Origin of the sequence: Brevibacillus migulae (assembly GCF_004521915.1) — a bacterium.
GTDB classification, from domain to species: Bacteria; Bacillota; Bacilli; order Brevibacillales; family Brevibacillaceae; genus Brevibacillus_F; species Brevibacillus_F migulae.
Map to the genome: position 1 here is coordinate 76669 of NZ_SDKD01000015.1, position 19362 is coordinate 96030.

Sequence of the window (19362 nt, forward strand, 5' to 3'; positions counted from 1 at the left end):
AACGCTTGAAAGGAGTCACCCTTATGAAGCTTTCACCCGTTACACATAAACCATATTTGAACGATGCGATCATCGGCAACTCCTCGATGCTCGCAGCACTTGGCTTCCACGGCGAAATCTATCGTCTCTGGTGGCCGCATCAGGATATGGCGCAGCATATTGAGAAGATGCAAGCAGGCATCTTTGTCGAAGGACACAGCAAGGAAACGCTATGGTTGAATGAGCTTGAGGCATGGAACTATGCCCAAGGTTATCTGCCAAAAAGCAATATTCTGCGGACTACGGCAACCGCCAAGAAGATTCCTGTGATCGTGGAATCCCTCGATTTTGTCGTGCCTGATGAAGATCTGCTTGTCCGTCACTACCGCATAGTGAATAACGGACAACAGCCGCTTCGCCTGCGCTTTTATTATCATGCCTCCCTGAGTATCACGGAAAACAAGCTGTACAATACGGTAGCCTATGAACCGGCTGTCGATGGGTTGTTGTATTTCCGCCATAACTATGCTTTTGCGCTCGCTGGTGCAAACGATTGCACGGAGTACACCGCTTCGGATGCTTTGCCTCACGCTGCTGCGGGGTATCTTCCTGGCAACGAAATTGCGATGGTGCCGGACGGAGCACTAGGCTGGCTGATGGAAATCCAACCCGGAGAGACTGCAGAAGTTCCTGTCTATCTGACTGCTGCCGACACGATCGATGAAGCTGTGTCCAAAATGAAAGCTGCGAAATCGCAGACTGCGGATAGCTGGCGGCAGAAGACGCTCGCCTATTGGCAGCAATATCTCGCCGCTTTACCACAGCTGCCTACCCAGGATGAACGCATCCGCCGTGTCTATGAGCGCTCCTTGCTCGTCTTCCCGTTGATGGCGGACAAAGCGACCGGCAGCGTCATCGCTGCGCCTGAGTTTGACGAAGCGTTTACCCGCTGCGGCGGCTATGCCTATTGCTGGGGACGCGACGCTGCTTACATCACTACCGCTTTTGACCGGGCAGGATTGACGGATTTATCCCGCCACTTTTATCGTTGGACCTTGACTGCCCAATCGGCAGACGGGTCTTGGCAGCAGCGCCATTATCACGATGGAAGATTGGCTCCTTCGTGGGGGTTGCAAATCGATGAAGGCGGCTCCATTCTTTGGGGCATGTATCAGCATTTTCTCGCGACGCAGGATCTGTCCTTCCTGCAGGAAATGTGGCCTGCGGTAGAAAAGGGAACTGCCTTTTTGCTGTCGTTTTTGGATGCAGAGACCGGGCTTCCTCTCCCCAGCCGTGATCTGTGGGAGGAGCGCGTCGCGGAGCATACGTATTCGGCAGCGGCCGTCTATGGGGGTATCCGGGCAGCTGCCGAAATCGCCAAACAGTTGGCGAAAGTAGAACAAGCCAGCCAATGGGGCAGTGCTGCTGATCAGCTCCAAGAGGCGATCCTTCAGCAAACCGTCAACCCTGAAACCGGCTTGTTTTATCGCGGGGTGAAGCTCAGCGTGAATCAAGCTGCCTATCAGCAAGCAAAGGAAGCTGGCAAAGCGGTTGCTCAGATTACCGATCAAAAAGGGTATGTCACTCATCTGCAAATCCATGACGAGATCATGGACATTTCGCTGCTCGGCCTGTCCGTCCCCTTTGCGGTGCTGGATGCGAATGATCCGCGGATTGCAGCCACTGCCGATGCCATCGAACGCACATGCACCTCTCCCGTAGTTGGCGGGATTCGCCGTTATGAAGACGACCATTATATCGGCGGAAATCCGTGGATTCTGACGACGCTTTGGCTGGCCCAGTACCGTATCCGGCAGGGGCGTTATGAAGAAGCGAAAAAGCATCTGGACTGGGCAGTTTCCCACGCCACTTCGCTCGCGCTTTTGCCTGAGCAGGTTGACCAAGAGACTGGAGAGGCTGCATGGGTCATCCCGCTCACCTGGTCCCATGCGATGTTTGTGCTGACGGTCCACATGCTTCAAGAGGCTGGACAATTGTAAGGTGACCTTGCTCCACCACATTTTTGGTGGGGCTTTTTCGTTTGTGCAAACATGGTGGTGATGGAAGGGAAGAGAGGGCGGTGCTGCGTTCTTGCCCCACCCGCATGGGAGTATATTCTGTCCGGTTCCGCTTACAAAAATGGTACGTCACGCAAAAGGTTCGAGGAAGCCTATTCATACGTAGAGGTTGCGCGACAAGCGTGTACCATTTTTGTAAGCTCCACCTGAGTAGGTGTGACAAAGACTCCACCCGTCCCTCTCTTCCCTTCCTCACGTGGCTGTAGCGTATAGTCAAAAGCATGATAAAGAAAAGCATGAATCCGCTTGTAGCACTACGGATGTAATAACTTAAGAAACACGCTCTCCCTACGGAGCACCTCTCCCCCGCTGTGCAGATAATCAATAAAACAAAAAGGATCCACGCTCTTCTTCGAGCTTGGATCCTTTGTCGTTACTTGCCCTCTAAATTCAAGAATTGCCGCAGCTCTTCATAAAAAGCCGGATTGCAGGCCATCACGCTGCTCTTTTGATCGAAGGGGAGCGGCTCTCCGTTCATTTTTGTTGCCACGCCACCCGCTTCTTCCACGATGATGCGGGCTGCGCCGAAATCCCATGCATTCAAAGACATGCTGACGTAGCCGTCAAGCCTGCCTGCCGCTACGTAGGAGATTTCCAGCGCTGCGCTGCCCAATAAACGCATGCCCCGTACCTTGCCGGCCAGCCTTTTCACAATCTGGTCGATCCCGATCTGCTCCGCCCGCTTGTTCCAAAATACGCTCGTGCAAAGTAAGGCTTCCTCCAGCTTGACTTGTTTGGTCAAGCCTAATCGGCGATCGTTGAGGTATGCCCCTTGCCCTTTTACCGCATAGAACAGCTCATCCCTAGACGGGTCGTACACAACCCCGACAAGCCCTTCCCCTTTATGGTACACAGCGATTGAGACGGAAAAATTGATTTGTTGATGGACGAAGTTGGTCGTGCCATCAATCGGGTCAATAATCCACAATGTCTCATAATCAGCGGGATTCCCCTCGAACATGCTCTCTTCGCCGAGAATGCCATGATCTGGAAATTCCTTTATTATGGCTTGGATCACGTGTTTTTCCACTTCTTTATCCACTGCCGTGACCAGATCGGAAGCAGAGGTCTTATACTCAACCAGAATTGGCTGTTTCAATCGTTCCAGGCTTAGCGCTCCCGCTGTTTTCGCACAATGAATTGCCATTTTTTTGAGCGCTTCAATTTGAACTGGCTGCAAACAAATCGCCACCTACCTCATGGACTTTTACTTAGTTTACCATACTTTTTCCTGAAAAGATAAACCTGGGTGTGCTTCCAAACAGATCTGCTGAACAAAATTTGGCTTGGGTGAAGCGGCAGACTTTAGGGGATCATTTTCCTAAGAAAAGGGGTGATTCGATGTTCAAGACCAAAGAAAAATCCTCTCTTTCCCTCCCGGTGAATCGCGAACAGGCGAATCACGGCTTGCTGATCACCGGTCTTCTTGTCGCCATGCTGTTTTCCGCCTTGGAAGGAACGATCGTCGGGACCGCCATGCCGCGGATCGTCGGGGAATTAGGCGGCTTGGGTGTGATGACATGGCTGACCACCGCTTATATGCTCAGTTCAACAGCAGTCGTGCCCATCGCAGGAAAGCTCGCCGATATGCTCGGCAGAAAATCGATCTATGTAACCGGCCTGATCGTGTTTATGGTAGGATCTGCACTGTGCGGCATGGCCACCACCATGACCCAGCTAATTTATTACCGGGCACTCCAGGGTATTGGCGGGGGGATCATGATGCCGATGGCGATGATTGTCATCGGTGATATTTTTACAGGTGCGCAGCGTGCCAAATGGCAGGGCGTGTTTGGCGCGATTTTCGGTCTCGCCTCACTCATCGGTCCGCAGGTGGGCGGCTGGATTGTGGATTCTGCCAACTGGCGCTGGGTCTTTTACATTAATCTCCCCGTCGGCATTCTAGCGACGGTTTTAATCAGCATCGGCCTCCATAATCATCGTCTGGAAGGCCCGATCCGGCTTGACCTTGGCGGGATGTTTACCATGATCATTGGCGTCGTCGCCTTGCTTCTGGCCCTCACCTTTGGTGGGAAGGACTTCGCTTGGGACTCATGGCAGATCCTCTCCTTGTTTGTGATCGCCGTTGTTGCTCTTGTTGCCTTTGTCCGGATCGAAAGGAAGACAGCGGAACCGATTTTTCCCATGTATTTATTCCAGAACCGGACATTTACGATGCTAAACGGTGTTGCTTTTCTCATGTCGATTGGCATGTTTGGCGCCATAACGTTCATTCCATTTTTCATGCAAGGCATTATCGGCATGACTCCTTCCCAGTCCGGTACCATGATGCTGCCGATGATGGTCTCGATGATGATCGCCAGTGTCCTCGGCGGACGACTCGTGCGAAGCATTGGGGTACGCTCGCAAATCATCCTCGGCATGGCGCTGATGTCTGCCGGCTTCTACCTGCTTTCCACCATGACCATGGAAACGACCATGCTGGTTGCCATGAGTTTTTTGGCTGTCCTTGGCCTTGGGCTGGGGTTCGTCATGCCCGTCATTACACTGGCGCTGCAGGAAAGCTTTCCAAAGGAGCAGCTGGGCGTCGTGACCTCCTCCAGCCAATTTTTCCGACAGATTGGCGGAACGTTTGGGATGACTGTGCTCGGGGCGATCATGAATCACCAATCCAGTGTACTTCTCGTGGACCAGCTCATCCCCTATCTCGAAAACCTGCCGCCGCAAGCGCATGATATGGTGGATACATTTGAAGATATGGTGACCCATAATCCCCAAGGACTGTACTCCATGCTGTTAAGCCCGGAAGCGCTCGCACAAATTCCACAGGAGATCCGCAGCTCATTGCTTCCGATCCTGCAATCGACCTTGGTGACAGCCTTGCACAGCGTATTTTTGTATGGCTTGCTCTTTGTCGGCTTGGGCATCTTGCTCGCTTTTTTCGTAGGAAAAGTGACGATTTCGGACAAGCCTGCTGAGGAACAGTAAGGAATACGTATGCTTATGCAAACATGGTGGTGGGGGAAGGGAAGAGAGGGCGGAGCTGCGTTCTTGCCACACCCGCGAAGGAGTCAGGACTGTCCGGTTCCGCTTCCAAAAACGGTACGTCACGCAAAAGTTTCGAGGAAGCCTATTCATGCTTAGAGATTGCGCGACAAGCGTGTACCGTTTTTGGAAGCTCCACCTCAGCAGGTGTGACAAAGACTCCGCTCGTCCCTCTCTTCCCTTCCTCACGTGGCGTTTGTATAAAAATCGAACGTATTAAAAGATTCAAAGCTGGATTGAGTGCGCTTCCTCTCCTCTTTCTCTTTTTTAAATTAGCTTCTGCTACGCAGGAGAGCATGTTTCGCAACGGAGCGCCTGCGGAGCCCGACCAAGCGGAGCAGTGAATCGCAGGTAAAAGGGCCGCAACCTGCCCTAGCTGCGCCAGCGTCTGCTACTTTTGCGGACCCCTGCGATTCATTGCGGAGCGGACAGTCTCCACTTACAGCAGGGCGTAGAATGAAGCGGAGTTGCGAAATATGCTCTCCTCACCGCAGTCCCTTTATAAAGTTAAAAAAGCTTGCAAAAACGAACCATGTCGTCTTGCAAGCTTTTGCACATTCTTTAACAGCAGCGCGACATCCCGCCACGCTCGTAGCGATCATGGAGGGCACGCATATAGTACTCCCGCTCTGACAGGGGAAAAATACCTGGCGCAGCGTGGTTGGCATACCAATGCTTCAGATAGCGATCGTAGTCCGGCATCCCGAAAATGAACTTGATGGTGGAAGATACTTTCCGTAGGGAGCGGCGAATCGTTCTCAGCTTGCGTCTCATGCCACGCTGTGTCCCTTCGGATCGTAGTAATCATCGCCTTTGGATTGGACATACGGCGATTCATGCAATTCATACTGTTTGCCGCGCAAGATGTTGATCCACAGGCGGATGCCATCCGCGATAATCCCTACGGTGATGACGATAAAAATCGCGCATACGGCCGCATCGATCTGATCGTTGAGGATCATTTTTTCCGCTGCTTCCACGGATTTTACGCCATTGGGCAGCTTTCCTTCAGCGAGCGCTTTTTTGAAAGATTCCGCATGAGTCAGGAAGCTGATGGATGCTTTTTCATGGAACAGCTTTTGCCAAGCCGCATACAGGGTGGAGATGCTCAACCAGGCCATCGGCAGCAGGGTGACCCAGGCATAGCGGGCTTTCCCCATTTTGAAAATGATCGTCGTACCTACGGTGAAGGCGATCGCCGCCAACATCTGGTTCGCGATGCCAAAGAGCGGCCATAGCGTGTAAATGCCGCCGAGCGGGTCGTATACCCCTTGCAGCAGGAAGTACCCCCAGCCGAGGGTGACCAAGCCGGAGCCGATCAGGTTGCCAGGCAGCCAGTCGACTTGCTTCAATTTTGGATGGATGTTGCCCAGCATATCCTGGACCATGAAACGTCCGACACGCGTGCCTGCATCGACCGTGGTCAGGATGAAAACTGCTTCAAAGAGAATTGCAAAGTGATACCAGAAAGCCATGAGCGCCTTCCCGCCGAGAATATCCGCAAAGATGGTCGCCATCCCGATCGCCAATGACGGAGCACCTCCTGTACGTGAGAGGATGGTCTTCTCGCCGATGTCATTGGACAGCGTCGTGATCTGATCTGGCGTGATCGTAAAGCCAAAGTCTGTCGTGATTTTCGCAGCCGCGGCGATCGCATCTGTCCCGATGACCGCTGCCGGCGAGTTAACCGCAAAATACAAGCCGGGTGTCAGCACGCACGCAGCGATCATGGCCATAATCGCAACGGCCGACTCCATCAGCATGCCGCCATAGCCGATGACCGTGGCATGCGATTCCTTGGCAATCAGCTTCGGTGTGGTGCCCGAGGAAATCAGCGCGTGGAATCCGGAAACCGCTCCGCAGGCGATCGTGATAAACAGGAACGGGAACAGATCTCCGGCAAATACAGGACCCGTACCGTCAATAAAGCGGGTCAATGCTGGCATTTGCAGCGGCGGCAGCGTAAAGATGATCCCTACCGCAAGCAGACCGATTGTTCCGATTTTCAAAAAGGAGCTGAGATAATCGCGCGGCGCCAATAGCAGCCATACAGGCAGCACCGAAGCGATAAAGCCATAGATGATCATCATCCAGGCCAGTGCAGGCTTGGAGAACGTAAAAGCCGGTCCCCAGGTAGGCGACGCAGCCACCACTTGTCCGAGATAAAGCGCAACAAACAGCAGGACCAATCCGATCAGGGAGCCCTCCATCACGCGCCCCGGCCGGATATAACGCATGTAGACGCCCATAAATAACGCGATTGGCAGCGTCATGGCAATCGTAAAGGTCCCCCACGGCGAATCCGCCAGTGCGTTGACGACAACCATCGCAAGCACCGCGATCAAAATCAGCATAATGGCCAGAATGCCGATCAACGCCAACACGCCGCCGAATGGGCCGATTTCTTCCTTGGCGATCTGTCCGAGACTTTTTCCGTTGCGTCGCATGGAGCCAAACAAAATGACAAAATCCTGGACCGCTCCGCCAAGTACGACCCCGACGATAATCCAGATCGTTCCCGGCAAGTAGCCCATTTGCGCGGCCAAAGTCGGACCGACCAGCGGACCTGCTCCGGCAATGGCAGCAAAGTGATGGCCGAACACCACCCATTTGTTGGTTGGAACGAAATCCTTTCCATCGTCGTTTACTTCCGCTGGTGTCGCACGGTTGTCATCCAACCCCAGGACTTTTTTGGCGATAAAACGGCTGTAAAAACGATAAGCAACCGCATAAGTACAAAAAGCCGCCGTCAACAGCCAAAAAGAGTTGACCGATTCCCCACGTGAAAGCGCCAGCATACCGAAGCCCACGGCCCCTAAGGCTGCCACTGCGCCCCAGATCAATGCAGACAAAAACCACTTTTGCATGTGAGAACTCCTCCTTCTGATAGAGTAGGGCATGAAGATTTTACCCCATCCATAGAATAGCGAACGGATCAGCGCGCAAAAACGAGAATTGTCTGAACTGTAGAAAAATAAGCGCGAGCGGAAAAAATAGCGACATGAATGAAAGCGTTTACCTAAAATCCTAAACGGCGTTTTACTTCCTTCACTGCGGTACGGCTGACCGGAACTTCTGTTTTCTCGCGGTCCGCCATGACAAGGTGAACCGCTCCCTTAAACCAGGGAACCAGCTCGGATGTTTTGGCCAGATTGACAATATAGGCCCGGTGTGTACGGAAAAACAGCTCTTCCGGCAGTCTTGCTTCCAGCTCCTGCAGGGTAAACGATGTCGCAAACTGCTCGTTTTCGGTGTAGATGGAGGCGTAGCGGCCTTCAAGGGTAGCGAATATGATGTCGCTCGGATCGATCAGCAGGATCTTTCCGTTTTTCTCGACCGGTATGCGCTTTGGCTGCTTCATCGTCAGTGCATTTTGCAAAAGAGCAGCCAATTTCTGCTCAATCGCTGATGGCTGGCTGTCTTCCCCATTTCGCTGCGCCATCCATTTGCGAATGCGGCATACCGTTTTCTCCAAACGATGAGTGCTGAACGGCTTCACGATATAATCGACGGCTTCCGTTTCAAAGGCCCGCACTGCATGGATTTCATAGGCGCTCGCAAAGATGACCATCGGCGGCTTCTGCATGGTCTCCAGCAGCTCCTGGCCGACATTGACCCCGTCGAGATCATGCAGATGAATATCCAGGAAAACCGCATCGGGAGCGACGGCGGGGATCCGCTCCAGCGCTTCCTCCCCGCTTGCGGCCTCTCCGATCACCTCGACCTCAGCCATTTGTTCCAACAAATAGCGCAGCTCTGCGCGTGCCGGTCTCTCATCATCCACGATGAACACTTTCAGCATATGGTTTCACTCCCAAAGGCAAGGTAATGGTGCAAACCGTTCCTTTTCCTTTTTCACTCTCGATCTGGATTCCGTACTCGGGACCGTAGATGGATTGCAGGCGCCCGCGAACATTGCTTAATCCGATCCCGGACAAGCGTCTTTTCTCATGACGGCCAGCACTAGGGCGTGTCACCGGCTCTTCTGCCATTCCGACGCCATTGTCGGCTACCACCAGCTCCAGGGTGCCCTGTTTTTTCTTTCTCGCCGTGATGCTCACCACGCCGCCTTCCCGTCTTGGCAATAATCCATGCTTGATCGCATTTTCTACGAGCGGCTGCAGGATAAGACCGGGCACTACATATTTATCCACTTCCGGCTCGATGTCATATTCCACCCGCAAGCGATCGTCAAAGCGGGCGCGCTCAATCGACAAATATGCTTCCACATGCTGCAATTCCTCGGCCAGCGTGACATAACCTCCGCTGTCGTGCAGATTTTTGCGGAAGTATTCACCCAAATTAATCAGCAGCTCACGGGCTTGCTCGGGACGAAAACGGATAAACGATACAATCGTATTGATCGCATTGAACAGAAAGTGTGGGTTGATTTGCGCGTGGAGAGCCCTGATCTCGGCATCATGCAAAAGACGCGACTGCTTCTCCAGCTCCGCGATCTCGAGCTGCGTCGAGATCAGATTGCCCAGACCGCGTACCAGCTCCATGTCGACTGCGGACAGCTTGCGCGAGTGATCCTGGTACAGCTTCAATACACCGACGACTTCACGTTTGCGCATGAGCGGCACCAAGATGGCGCAGCGCAAAGGACAGGCCGGTTCATGACAGCCGATCTCTTCCTTTGTCTCGGCGATGAGCATTTCTTTCTTCTCCAGCACTTCTCGCGTCGCTTTTGTGATGATACTCTGCCCGGCGATATGGTGGGAGATTCCTGCCCCTACATGGGCCAATACCGTGTTGGTGTCGGTAATCGCTACAGCGGCCACCCGCGTCGTGCGTAGAATCTCGCGTGCTACTCTTTCCGACGAGACATGATTCAGCCCCGAGCGCAGCAGAGAAATGGTTTTGTCAGCTACCTGGAGCGTACGCTGTGCTTGCAGGGCACCAATCCGCTCCTCTTCATGCTTCACCAGGCTGATAATAATCATGAATACCGCGATGCCGAGCGCATTGATCAGCGACATGGGGATGCTGATCACCTTCACCAGCTCCAGCGCCTGTTCATATGGCTTTGCAACGAGCAAAATAATGGACATCTGCAGCCACTCAGCTACAAATCCGACCAAGAGAGCGGTCCTCCAGCCAATCTCCTTGTTCCGGCGAAAATGATAGAACAGACCTGCGATGACACCTTCCAGAATCGTAGCAATGGCACAGGCCAGGTCGGTAAAACCGCCTAACGTATATCGGTGAACCCCTGCGATCAGCCCGGTGGCTCCTCCCACCCAGGGTCCTGCCAAAAGTCCAGCGACAACCGCTCCGATCACCCGCGAATTGGCGATGGCGTCCAGGTAAGGGATCCCCATATACGTGCCCAAAATGGAGATCATCGAAAAAATGAGAACCATCAACGCCTGCTCTTTCAAAGATGCGCATTGATTCAAGATGCTGCGAAAAGCTTTCACCCGCGTCAGCAAAAAGGCAACCACAACCAGCAAGGCGGTCCGTTCCGCCAGTGCAATGAATACCGGATGAAACAGGCTCACACCCATCCCTCCCCAGCATGAGTAGCAAGAATATTATGTATCTTTCTATTATCACTAGGGATAGTGCCAGCGGTCAAGAGATTCGGTATTGCGCACACCAAAAAGCCCCCGCCCAGTCTGGGGGAGGCTTGGTGTACATTCTCATCCATTACAGATTGCCGCGATTTGCCTGCTCTCGCTCCAGCGCTTCGAACAAGGCTTTGAAGTTTCCATTCCCAAAGCCACGGGCCCCTTTACGCTGGATGATTTCCACAAACAGGGTCGGTCTATCGACGATCGGCTTGCTGAACAATTGAAGCAGATAGCCTTCATCATCACGGTCAACGAGAATGTGCAGCTTGCGCAATTCCTCGATGTCCTCGTCAATCGCCCCGATCCGCTCCTTCAAATCGTCATAATAGGTTTCCGGTACCCGCAGAAAATCCACGCCATTTTCCCGCAGCTTGGCTACAGTCGTCACGATATCATTGGTCAAGAGGGCGATATGCTGGACACCCGGCCCCTGATAAAACTCGAGAAACTCCTGGATTTGCGATTTTCGTTTGCCTTCTGCCGGTTCGTTGATCGGGAATTTGATCCGTCCCGTCCCGCTTTGCATCACCTTGGACATGAGCGCCGAGTATTCTGTGGAAATGTCATCATCGCTGAAATTTTGCGCAGAGGTAAAGCCCATCACTTTTTCATAGTAAGATACCCACTCGTCCATGACTTCGACGTTGCCGACGATGTGGTCAATGCCAATCAGGCCTGTGCTTTCATGCTTGACCGGCGCCTCAAACGGTACGTAGCCTGGCAAAAACACACCCTTGTAGTCTTGCCGCTCAATGAAGGTGTGTATGTTATCCCCGTAGGTGCCGATGGCTGCTTTCTTCACAGAACCATGCTCATCACTGTAGACGGCAGGCTCCATGATGGGAATAGCCCCCCGAGAGACCGCCTCCCGGTACGCCTGCTCACAGTCCTCTACCAGCATTGCCACGTCCTTTACCCCATCGCCATGTTTTTTCACGAATTCCGCGATTGGATTGTCTGGGGTCAACGCACCGCTGAGGACGAACGTCAGATGGTTTTGCTTCAATACATAGGATACCTTGTCACGCGAGCCTGTTTCCAATCCGGCATAGGCGATTGCCTCAAAACCAAATGCGTTGACAAAGTAATGCATCGCTTGCTTGGCATTCCCTACATAAAACTCAACATGATTCCAGTCCTTAATCGGAAAGAAATCGTTCCCCATAACCTTCCCCTCCAACGATTGAATTTTCCCACTTCTTACCACCGAGATTACTATGACAGCGCTTTCTTTCGCAAGAACACCGACCACCGCATAAGCGCTGTTCAACGTTAAAGCAATGGATCGACGTGGCAAAAAGCATGCATAATTTTCCTTTCCTGGAGAAAGATTATCTGGTGAAAGACATTCTACAGATGCGTGGGAGGTATTCGTTGGATGTATCCCTATCACACGAATAATTTGGTCAGCGAAGTGCAGCGTCTTATCAATCAGCTCCAACAAAACGAACGGAATAATGCCAATACGCTGCGCAGTCTGGCAAGTCAATTGCAGAATCTGGCCGCTACAGAAACACAGGCCACAGCCATGCTGCAGCAGCTCCAGTCCATGACCGCACAGCTGGCGACAGAAGCGGCTCGTACGGCGCAGACTGCGTATCCGTACACGACGACGACTCCTTCCAATTTTGAGCCCGTGCGTTCGAGCGTAAACGTAGGATCCACTTTGTCGTCAGCTTCTTCCGTGGGCGTCGGGGGGACCGCTTCTTCCTTGTTCGGCAGCGGTGTCTCCTCTACTTCTCCGCAATCTCCTTTTAACCAAACGTAATCAGATTGGTACGGCATATGCGGAAGCGCTCATCCAAGCGCTTCTTTTTCTTTTTTTCCAGTGCGAGTAGAATGGAGAGAGGAAAAAAGGAGGGCTTTTCATGACCAACAACTGGAACAGCTACGTCGAGCGGACTTGGAACGATAATGCCCCTGGCTGGCATTCGCGCAGTGAGGAGATGTGGGAGAAAGGCAGCCGCAAAACCATCCTTCCCCTTTTGACACAATTGATCTCCCCGGAGTCCGGAACGATTTTGGACGCTGGCTGCGGAGATGGATACGCTAGCAGAAAACTGGCAAAAGCGGGCTATCAAGTGGAGGGCATCGATCTTTCCGCTGAGATGATTGAGCTTGCGACCAAACAAATAGATCCCGGGCTTGCGGTCTGCTTTCAACAAGGCTCGATCACCGCGTTGCCGTTTCCCGATCAGCATTTCGCTGGCATCTTGGCGATCAATGTGGTTGAATTTACTGAAGATCCACTGCATACACTGCGTGAATTGTATCGTGTCCTGCAACCAGATGGCGTCCTGGTGCTCGGTATCCTTGGTCCAACTGCCGCCCCTCGGGCCTACAGCTACCGCCGTCTCTATGGCGAACCTGTTATTCAAAACACCATGATGCCATGGGAAGCGAAACATTTAGCGACGGAGAATGGGTTTACATTAGTCGCAGAGGAGCCGGTTTACCGGGATGGTGTCAAAGCGGAGTTGACGAAGGGACTGGCCAAGGAATTGCGGCAAGCGCTTAGTTTTCTCACATTGTTTGCGTTGAAAAAAGAGCGGGGGTAATCGCGGCTGTGGAGCTTGATTCCATCATGCCTCCCTGTTCGTTCCTACGACAAGAAGAGTGATGCAGGTTTTAGAAAAACCTTGGCTACGCCAAGTCTTTGGCTAAGCTTAGTTGCTCTTATGTCGATGAGAATTTTATAAATTCTTATCGACGAAAAAAGCGAGCCATCATATCGGCTCGCTTGTCTCTTATTGATTCAGCAACTTTTGCACATCCTGATAGGTGCCTTCCAGCCCCTGATCAACCACGCTCGCTTCTTTCACATGAGCAACCAGTTCCTCGTGCATTTCATCCAGGAGGCTTTTGGCTTTGTTCACCTGGCCGGCAATATCATCCGCAAAACGCTTTTGCTGCTGGATCGTTTGCATGACACCGTGTACCTCATCACTTACCTCATGGAACGCATGCACAATGCCGTCCATCTTTTTCGAAGCGTCCTTGCTTGTTTCCAGACCATTGCGAATCGCATCGGTGTTTTTCGCGCTATTGGCCAACGCTTCTTTGGTCTCTTCTTGAATCTTCTCAATCAAGGTCGCGATGTTTTTCGTCGAGTTGCCAGTCATTTCTGCCAGCTTGCGCACCTCATCAGCGACCACTGCAAAGCCTCGTCCCTGCTCCCCGGCACGTGCTGCCTCGATGGCTGCATTCAAGGCCAGCAGATTGGTCTGATTCGCGATGTCACTGATCACCTGCACGATGCTGGTGATCTCCGAGGACCGCTCTTCCAACCGGCTCATGGAAGCCGCTGTGTTTGCCGATTCCTTTTCCAGCAGCGACATGACTTCAACCAGATTGGAAATGGACTTCTTGCCTTCCTCCGAGCGCTGAACCGACTGCTCACAGATATGCGTCAGCTTTTCTCCGCGCCCTTGCAGTTGATCTGCAGAGACATCGGACGACTCGCTGATCGCTTGGATATCCTCTACAATACTTTTCATCCGGTTCGCCAGATTGGCCAGATCACGATGCTGTCCATTGACGACGTTATGCTGGGTAATGATAGCTCCCATACGCTCGTACAGATCTTGAATTTCGGCAACCAGGTCCGCTTTGTCTGGCTGCTGCGGTTGCAGCGCTACTCCCCCCGCGCTCAACGTATCTGCTGCTGGCACTGCTTGCGTTTTTTTCTTGTTCCAAAACATGATTTGTTCCCCCTCCATGATTTAAGGCAATTGTTCCTCTCGATGGGCAAAGAGGCGAGATTCCATGACTCCGGGATGTTGTTTCGCAAGCGTCAGAAGATTCTCCAAAAAGTAATAGTGCCCTTCCAACAGCTCGACGTCCTTCCGTCCAAATGTTTGCGCCTGGAGATACTGCTGCATCTCGAGCAGATAACGCTCCTGCTTGGCGTGGAAATCATTTGCCCGCAGCATTTGTTCCACTTCCGGGTACTCTTGCTTCAGTCTGTTAATTTCGCCATACACACGCGTGCCTTCGAGAATCAGCTGATAGGCCATCCGTTCATAGGAAGCATCGCTTGCCTGCTGTTCTTCCCGACGTGCCGCGCGCAAAGCGGACAAGTACGTGATAAAATGATAAATGGTCAAGAATAACGGTCCCAAAAACAGAATGATTCCTGCCTTATACACATGCTGGTTGCCCACATTGCTGATCAACAGATACAGATGAAACAAGATCGCTCCCAGCCATACATAAATGATTACCTGATGGCTCACTTTTCCCGCTTCTTGCTGCCTGGAAAAGACAAACGTCAGTCCAAGCAAATAGAAGGCTAAAAGTGTAAAACTGGCACTAAACAAGGCCATCTCCATATCCTGCAACCATTCTCTGTCTGCAGGAAGCTGGATAAAAAATTCAAAGGCCAGGACGAGCAGTGAGAAGAGCAACCCTAGAACCCAAAAGCGGCTGACGTCGCCATCGATTCTCCGCCGCGTGCGATGCTTTTCCGTTCGGGATACTTTCAACATTTTCCACCTCACTGACTCTATCATTCGCCATCATTCGCCTTTTTCCTCTTGACACGCAAAGAAAATAATGGGAGGCAATCCTATGGAACGACAACTTCCGACACCTTTCACAGAACGCATGGAAACCATTCTCAAAGAGGAGTACCCGGCTTTCCTCGCCACCTATGAAAAAGAACCCAAACAAGGGCTGCGGGTCAATACGCTCAAGCTCTCGACGCACACCTTTTTGGGCATGAGTCCCTTTGCCCTTACCCCGATTCCTTGGTGTGCGGAGGGGTTTTCCTACGAGGAGCAGGATCGCCCCGGAAAACATCCCTATCATTCCGCGGGTCTCTATTATTTACAGGAGCCGAGCGCCATGGCAGTCGCTGCCGCTCTTGATGTGCAGCCCGGCGAGGTGGTGCTTGACCTCTGCGCGGCGCCAGGCGGAAAATCCACGCAGATCGCCGGGGCGCTGCAAGGCACAGGTATGCTGATCACCAACGAAATTCATCCGGTGCGGGCAAAAGCACTGTCGGAAAACATCGAGCGTCTCGGCGTTCGCAATGCGATCGTCACCAATGAACCGCCTGAGCGTCTAGCAGAACGCTTCCCGCAGCATTTTGACCGGATCCTTGTCGATGCCCCTTGCTCGGGCGAAGGGATGTTCCGCAAGCTTCCCGAAGCGATTGATGATTGGTCCGAAGCAAAAGTGCTGGAGTGCCACCGGATGCAGATCGATATCCTGGATGCCGCTGCCGATATGTTGAAGCCGGGCGGTACCTTGGTGTATTCCACCTGTACCTTTGCACCGCTGGAAAACGAACAATCGATTCTTGTCTTTTTGCAGAAGCATCCCGAGTTCTCGCTCGCTCCGCTGCCGCATGCGGAGTTCTTTTCCCCCGGTTTGCCGCAAGACGGGGCCCCCTTTGCCGACGCCTTGAAGCAGACTGCCCGCCTGTGGCCGCATAAGCTGGGTGGCGAAGGCCACTATATCGCCAAGCTCATCAAGCAGGAAGCCGATTCGGACGGCACGATCACCCACAAAAAGCAAGGAAAGCCGAAAAAAGCAGATATGCGGCCAGCTGGATGGAAAGAGGCATTGACCGCTTGGCATGAGTTTGTCCGCGAGACACTTCCTGCTTTGCAGGATGCCACTTTGGAGCAGGAACGTTTTGTCTTGTTTGGCGATCAGCTCTATTATCTGCCAGAAGCTGCTCCGGACCTTGCTGGACTACGGGTTATCCGTCCTGGATGGCATTTGGGGGCGGCCAAGAAAAACCGGTTTGAGCCTTCCCATGCGCTGGCGCTCTCGATTACCGCCGATGCCGCAGTGCGAAAGGTGGACTTCCCCGCGCAAGATCCAGAGCTGCTCCGGTATTTACGAGGGGAGACGATTACCCTTTCCACGGACAGTGTGACTCCCGCAAAAGGCTGGACACTCATCTGTGTCGACGGTTTCCCGATCGGCTGGGCCAAAAGCGTGGACGGACAATTGAAAAATCATTATCCAAAAGGTCTGCGCTGGCTATAGCCGCGGTCCGCAAATAAATAGCCCTCCGTGATGCTAGGCGATTGCCTTTCACGGAGGGCTGTTTCTATTTAACGTGATCTGCGCTGGCCAGGGGAATCCACCACTGTGAACGAACCTGTACGAATATATTTGATGATTTTCGAGACCGATACTCCTGTAGCATTCGCAATCTGCATGGCATTTGAATTCGGATTGGCACGTAGGTAATTTTTCACAATCCGATAATCATCCATTTCCGAGGAAAAGCAATCCGTGCAAAATTCCTCTTCCGGGCGGATTGGCATGCCGCATGATTGGCATTGTTTACTCATGAAAATGGTTCTCCTCCTTCCGGGCAACAGACGATTGATGAGTCTAAAGATGCATGTCCTCTCCCTGGAATCTTTGCTACCAATCATTTTACCCATATTATCGGTGAAGAGAAACCACTCTTTTCATGATTTTGATATTTTTCATTCATATTGCACAATTATGATGCACCTTTCGACCTAACCAATTTCTCCAGCTCAAGCTCATCCCGAATGGGTATTCCGTCATTGCCGAGCAGCGGAATCTCCGGTTTGATCTGTCTCGCCTTCTCTACGGCATTCGGGTACACCTTGGTCATGAAATACCCGCGTTTTTGGTAGAAGCGAAGGGCGTGCAGATTATCGTTGGTCGTAATCAGCCACAGCCGCTTGCAGCCAAGCTGAGCGGCACGCTCCTCCACTTTTGCGAGCAGGCTCGAGCCAATGCCTGCGCCTTCCCGCAGACTGTCGAGAGAAACAATCTCCACTTGATCGTCATGTACATCATAGGTAACCAACCCGATGACTTCCTGACCGTCCCAAGCTGCAAATCCAGGGAGCTGATCGCAATGGCGTACCCCCAGCGAATAGACCATTTTGGGACTTCCCCAATGCTTGATCCAGAACTCCCGCAGCCAAGTGCGATCAGATTCTTGTATTTCGGTAATGATCATCTCGCCCATCGTCATGCCTCCATGCCTGTTTATTGGAATTGCGGAGAATTGATTACATATACCCGATGATCAGTCCATTCCCCGTTTTCATAGATGAATCCTTTTTGGATGCAGTCAAAATCGCATCCCGGCGCTCAGCCAATTTCAAATCCTCTCTCCTTCCACACCATGAAACATTTTCCTTTTTACGAAACTGAATTGTAAAAAGATTCATAATAGGAGTAGAATAATGCAATGATCGCTAAAATAAATTTTTCAGCGTAATGAATTCGATTCGGTGGTGGGCTCGTGTCATTTTTATCAGAGTGGAATCAGCAGTTTCACAGCTACAATCGCAACATCAAGCTGTTTTTCGTGTTTAATCTCCTGTGGAACACCGGGTTGGGGATGTTTAGCGTTATCTATAATTTGTATATCAAATCTCTAGGGTATGGACAAGATGAAGTTGGTGACGTCGTGGCGATGACAGCGCTGGGGTCTGCCCTCAGTCTCATTCCAGCGGGGTTGTTAAGCGATCGGCTTGGTCCGAAACGTGTCGCGCAAATCGGATTGCTGTTTGCCATCGTTGCTCTTGGCTTTCGTGCCTGTATGTCCAGCGCACCTGATCTGGGGACGGCTGCCTTCGTCAGTGGATTTTTTCTGGCTGTGGTGCAGGTGACGGGGATCCCCTTTCTCGTTGAAAATTCCACCATGGATCAACGGGTTCATCTGTTCAGCTTCAATATGGCCTTGATGATGCTGGCCAATTTTCTTGGAAATGTGGGCGGCGGAGCCCTTACCGATTTCTGGCATGAGTTCCTCGGCTATTCCGAGGTGATCAGCCTGCGGATTACGCTTTTGATCGGGGTGGGTTGTGCAGCGGTCGGACTTGTGCCCGTCATGATGTTTGGCCCATCCACTGGGGAGAGCGTTGAAAAACAGCCAAAGCTGCCCCTGCGCGCACAACTGAAAAGCAAGCGGGAATCGCTCAAAGTGATTGGCTGGTTTACCTTGTTGTCTCTCATGACCAGCTCGGCTGGCGGTCTGATCGTTCCTTATCTGAATGTTTATTTCGCGGATCGATTCGATGCCTCCCATACAGCGATCGGGATCATTGTCTCCCTTGGTCAGGCGGCAACCGCGATCGCTTACCTGATCGGACCTGCTATTGCCCATAGGATCGGAGAGGTACGGGCCGTCGTGGTTTTACAGATGTCCTCCATTCCGTTCCTGCTGATTACCGCCTTTTCGATGGACTTCATGCTCGCCTCCTGCGGGTATTTGTTCCGGCAAGCGTTGATGAATGCTGCCAATCCGTTTCAGACCTCCATTAAAATGGCAAGAGTGGATGGCTCCCTGCGCGGCTTGGCCAACAGCATGGGAGACGCAGCCTTCAACCTTGGCTGGTTCCTCGTCGCGCCCGTGAACACTTATCTGGTGTATACGTATGGGTCTTACTGGGGGTATGCGTATGCGTTCTGTATTACCGCGATCATTTACTGTGTGGTTTCCTGTTTGTTTTATCTCTTGTTTCGGAAAGACAGATCGGCGCAGGCAGAGTTGTCTTAGCATGTTCTCTAGCGTGTGATTAACGATTGTGCAAACATGGTGGTGGGGGAAGGGAAGAGAGGGCGGGGGCTACGTTCTTGCCACACCCGCATGGGAGTAAGAACTGTCCGGTTCCGCTTCCAAAAACGGTGCGTCGCGCAAAAGTTTCGAAGAAGCATATTCAACCGATGTGATTGCGCGACAAGCTTATACCGTTTTTGGAAGCTCCACCTGA

16 protein-coding genes are annotated in these 19362 nt (G+C 52.3%); 6 read left to right on the forward strand and 10 right to left on the reverse strand.

What is annotated here, in order from left to right; genetic code table 11:
- Positions 1–23: 23 nt before the first annotated feature.
- Positions 24–1979 (forward strand): glycoside hydrolase family 15 protein, encoded by a 1956-nt coding sequence (locus EIZ37_RS17160; protein WP_134685992.1) that lies wholly within the window; start codon positions 24–26, stop codon positions 1977–1979.
- A gap of 451 nt (positions 1980–2430) precedes the next feature.
- Here the strand turns inward: EIZ37_RS17160 and EIZ37_RS17165 are convergent, their stop codons facing one another.
- Positions 2431–3204, reverse strand: a complete 774-nt coding sequence (locus EIZ37_RS17165; RefSeq protein ID WP_134686041.1) for an inositol monophosphatase family protein — start codon at positions 3202–3204, stop codon at positions 2431–2433.
- Positions 3205–3398: 194 nt separating this feature from the next.
- On the opposite strand from EIZ37_RS17165, the gene EIZ37_RS17170 reads away from it, so the two are divergent.
- A complete protein-coding gene (locus EIZ37_RS17170; RefSeq protein ID WP_134685993.1) occupies positions 3399–5006 on the forward strand; it encodes an MDR family MFS transporter in 1608 nt (535 codons plus the stop codon).
- Between the two features lie 618 nt (positions 5007–5624).
- Here the strand turns inward: EIZ37_RS17170 and EIZ37_RS17175 are convergent.
- The 5 genes from EIZ37_RS17175 to hppD form a co-directional block, all read right to left on the reverse strand.
- Positions 5625–5837, reverse strand: a complete 213-nt coding sequence (locus EIZ37_RS17175; RefSeq protein WP_134685994.1) for a CstA-like transporter-associated (seleno)protein — start codon at positions 5835–5837, stop codon at positions 5625–5627.
- Entirely contained in the window at positions 5834–7930 is a 2097-nt protein-coding gene (locus EIZ37_RS17180; protein WP_134685995.1) for a carbon starvation CstA family protein, read from the reverse strand. Before EIZ37_RS17180 ends, EIZ37_RS17175 begins: the two co-directional genes overlap by 4 nt.
- Before the next feature lie 152 nt (positions 7931–8082).
- On the reverse strand, positions 8083–8865 hold the full coding sequence (locus EIZ37_RS17185) for a LytR/AlgR family response regulator transcription factor (RefSeq protein WP_134685996.1): 783 nt from the start codon (positions 8863–8865) through the stop codon (positions 8083–8085).
- Entirely contained in the window at positions 8840–10573 is a 1734-nt protein-coding gene (locus EIZ37_RS17190) for a sensor histidine kinase (RefSeq protein WP_134685997.1), read from the reverse strand. Before EIZ37_RS17190 ends, EIZ37_RS17185 begins: the two co-directional genes overlap by 26 nt.
- A gap of 142 nt (positions 10574–10715) precedes the next feature.
- Positions 10716–11804 carry a 4-hydroxyphenylpyruvate dioxygenase gene (hppD, locus tag EIZ37_RS17195; protein ID WP_134685998.1) on the reverse strand — a complete coding sequence of 363 codons (1089 nt, stop codon included), beginning with the start codon at positions 11802–11804 and terminating at the stop codon, positions 10716–10718.
- A 213-nt stretch (positions 11805–12017) separates the two neighbouring features.
- Here hppD and EIZ37_RS17200 point away from each other — a divergent pair, with 213 nt between their 5' ends.
- Complete coding sequence (locus EIZ37_RS17200) at positions 12018–12407, forward strand: hypothetical protein (protein ID WP_134685999.1); 390 nt, start codon at positions 12018–12020, stop codon at positions 12405–12407.
- 100 nt (positions 12408–12507) lie between these two features.
- Complete coding sequence (locus EIZ37_RS17205) at positions 12508–13197, forward strand: class I SAM-dependent methyltransferase (RefSeq protein ID WP_134686000.1); 690 nt, start codon at positions 12508–12510, stop codon at positions 13195–13197.
- A gap of 189 nt (positions 13198–13386) precedes the next feature.
- Here EIZ37_RS17205 and EIZ37_RS17210 read toward each other — a convergent pair whose 3' ends face one another.
- A complete protein-coding gene (locus tag EIZ37_RS17210) occupies positions 13387–14340 on the reverse strand; it encodes a methyl-accepting chemotaxis protein (protein WP_134686001.1) in 954 nt (317 codons plus the stop codon).
- 21 nt (positions 14341–14361) lie between these two features.
- Positions 14362–15126, reverse strand: coding sequence for a hypothetical protein (locus EIZ37_RS17215; RefSeq protein WP_407921149.1), 765 nt, complete (start codon positions 15124–15126; stop codon positions 14362–14364).
- Positions 15127–15208: 82 nt separating this feature from the next.
- Here EIZ37_RS17215 and EIZ37_RS17220 point away from each other — a divergent pair, with 82 nt between their 5' ends.
- Complete coding sequence (locus EIZ37_RS17220; protein WP_134686002.1) at positions 15209–16639, forward strand: RsmF rRNA methyltransferase first C-terminal domain-containing protein; 1431 nt, start codon at positions 15209–15211, stop codon at positions 16637–16639.
- A 68-nt stretch (positions 16640–16707) separates the two neighbouring features.
- Here EIZ37_RS17220 and EIZ37_RS17225 read toward each other — a convergent pair whose 3' ends face one another.
- Both EIZ37_RS17225 and EIZ37_RS17230 read right to left on the reverse strand, forming a co-directional pair.
- Positions 16708–16950: a zinc ribbon domain-containing protein gene (locus tag EIZ37_RS17225; RefSeq protein ID WP_134686003.1), complete on the reverse strand. Its 243-nt coding sequence runs from the start codon at positions 16948–16950 to the stop codon at positions 16708–16710.
- A 158-nt stretch (positions 16951–17108) separates the two neighbouring features.
- Complete coding sequence (locus EIZ37_RS17230; RefSeq protein ID WP_134686043.1) at positions 17109–17600, reverse strand: GNAT family N-acetyltransferase; 492 nt, start codon at positions 17598–17600, stop codon at positions 17109–17111.
- 288 nt (positions 17601–17888) lie between these two features.
- Between EIZ37_RS17230 and EIZ37_RS17235 the strand changes: the two genes are divergently transcribed.
- Positions 17889–19148: an MFS transporter gene (locus EIZ37_RS17235; protein WP_235828082.1), complete on the forward strand. Its 1260-nt coding sequence runs from the start codon at positions 17889–17891 to the stop codon at positions 19146–19148.
- The last annotated feature ends 214 nt before the right edge of the window (positions 19149–19362 follow it).

Bases quoted from the DNA above. Each gene is read 5' to 3' on its own strand.
- EIZ37_RS17215 (WP_407921149.1), bottom strand. From the start codon at position 15,126: ATGTTGAAAGTATCCCGAACGGAAAAGCATCGCACGCGGCGGAGAATC.
- EIZ37_RS17190 (WP_134685997.1), bottom strand. From the start codon at position 10,573: ATGGGTGTGAGCCTGTTTCATCCGGTATTCATTGCACTGGCGGAACGG.
- EIZ37_RS17200 (WP_134685999.1), top strand. From the start codon at position 12,018: ATGTATCCCTATCACACGAATAATTTGGTCAGCGAAGTGCAGCGTCTT.
- EIZ37_RS17220 (WP_134686002.1), top strand. From the start codon at position 15,209: ATGGAACGACAACTTCCGACACCTTTCACAGAACGCATGGAAACCATT.
- EIZ37_RS17170 (WP_134685993.1), top strand. From the start codon at position 3,399: ATGTTCAAGACCAAAGAAAAATCCTCTCTTTCCCTCCCGGTGAATCGC.
- hppD (WP_134685998.1), bottom strand. From the start codon at position 11,804: ATGGGGAACGATTTCTTTCCGATTAAGGACTGGAATCATGTTGAGTTT.
- EIZ37_RS17205 (WP_134686000.1), top strand. From the start codon at position 12,508: ATGACCAACAACTGGAACAGCTACGTCGAGCGGACTTGGAACGATAAT.
- EIZ37_RS17175 (WP_134685994.1), bottom strand. From the start codon at position 5,837: ATGAGACGCAAGCTGAGAACGATTCGCCGCTCCCTACGGAAAGTATCT.
- EIZ37_RS17180 (WP_134685995.1), bottom strand. From the start codon at position 7,930: ATGCAAAAGTGGTTTTTGTCTGCATTGATCTGGGGCGCAGTGGCAGCC.
- EIZ37_RS17210 (WP_134686001.1), bottom strand. From the start codon at position 14,340: ATGTTTTGGAACAAGAAAAAAACGCAAGCAGTGCCAGCAGCAGATACG.
- EIZ37_RS17185 (WP_134685996.1), bottom strand. From the start codon at position 8,865: ATGCTGAAAGTGTTCATCGTGGATGATGAGAGACCGGCACGCGCAGAG.
- EIZ37_RS17225 (WP_134686003.1), bottom strand. From the start codon at position 16,950: ATGAGTAAACAATGCCAATCATGCGGCATGCCAATCCGCCCGGAAGAG.
- EIZ37_RS17160 (WP_134685992.1), top strand. From the start codon at position 24: ATGAAGCTTTCACCCGTTACACATAAACCATATTTGAACGATGCGATC.
- EIZ37_RS17165 (WP_134686041.1), bottom strand. From the start codon at position 3,204: ATGGCAATTCATTGTGCGAAAACAGCGGGAGCGCTAAGCCTGGAACGA.
- EIZ37_RS17230 (WP_134686043.1), bottom strand. From the start codon at position 17,600: ATGATCATTACCGAAATACAAGAATCTGATCGCACTTGGCTGCGGGAG.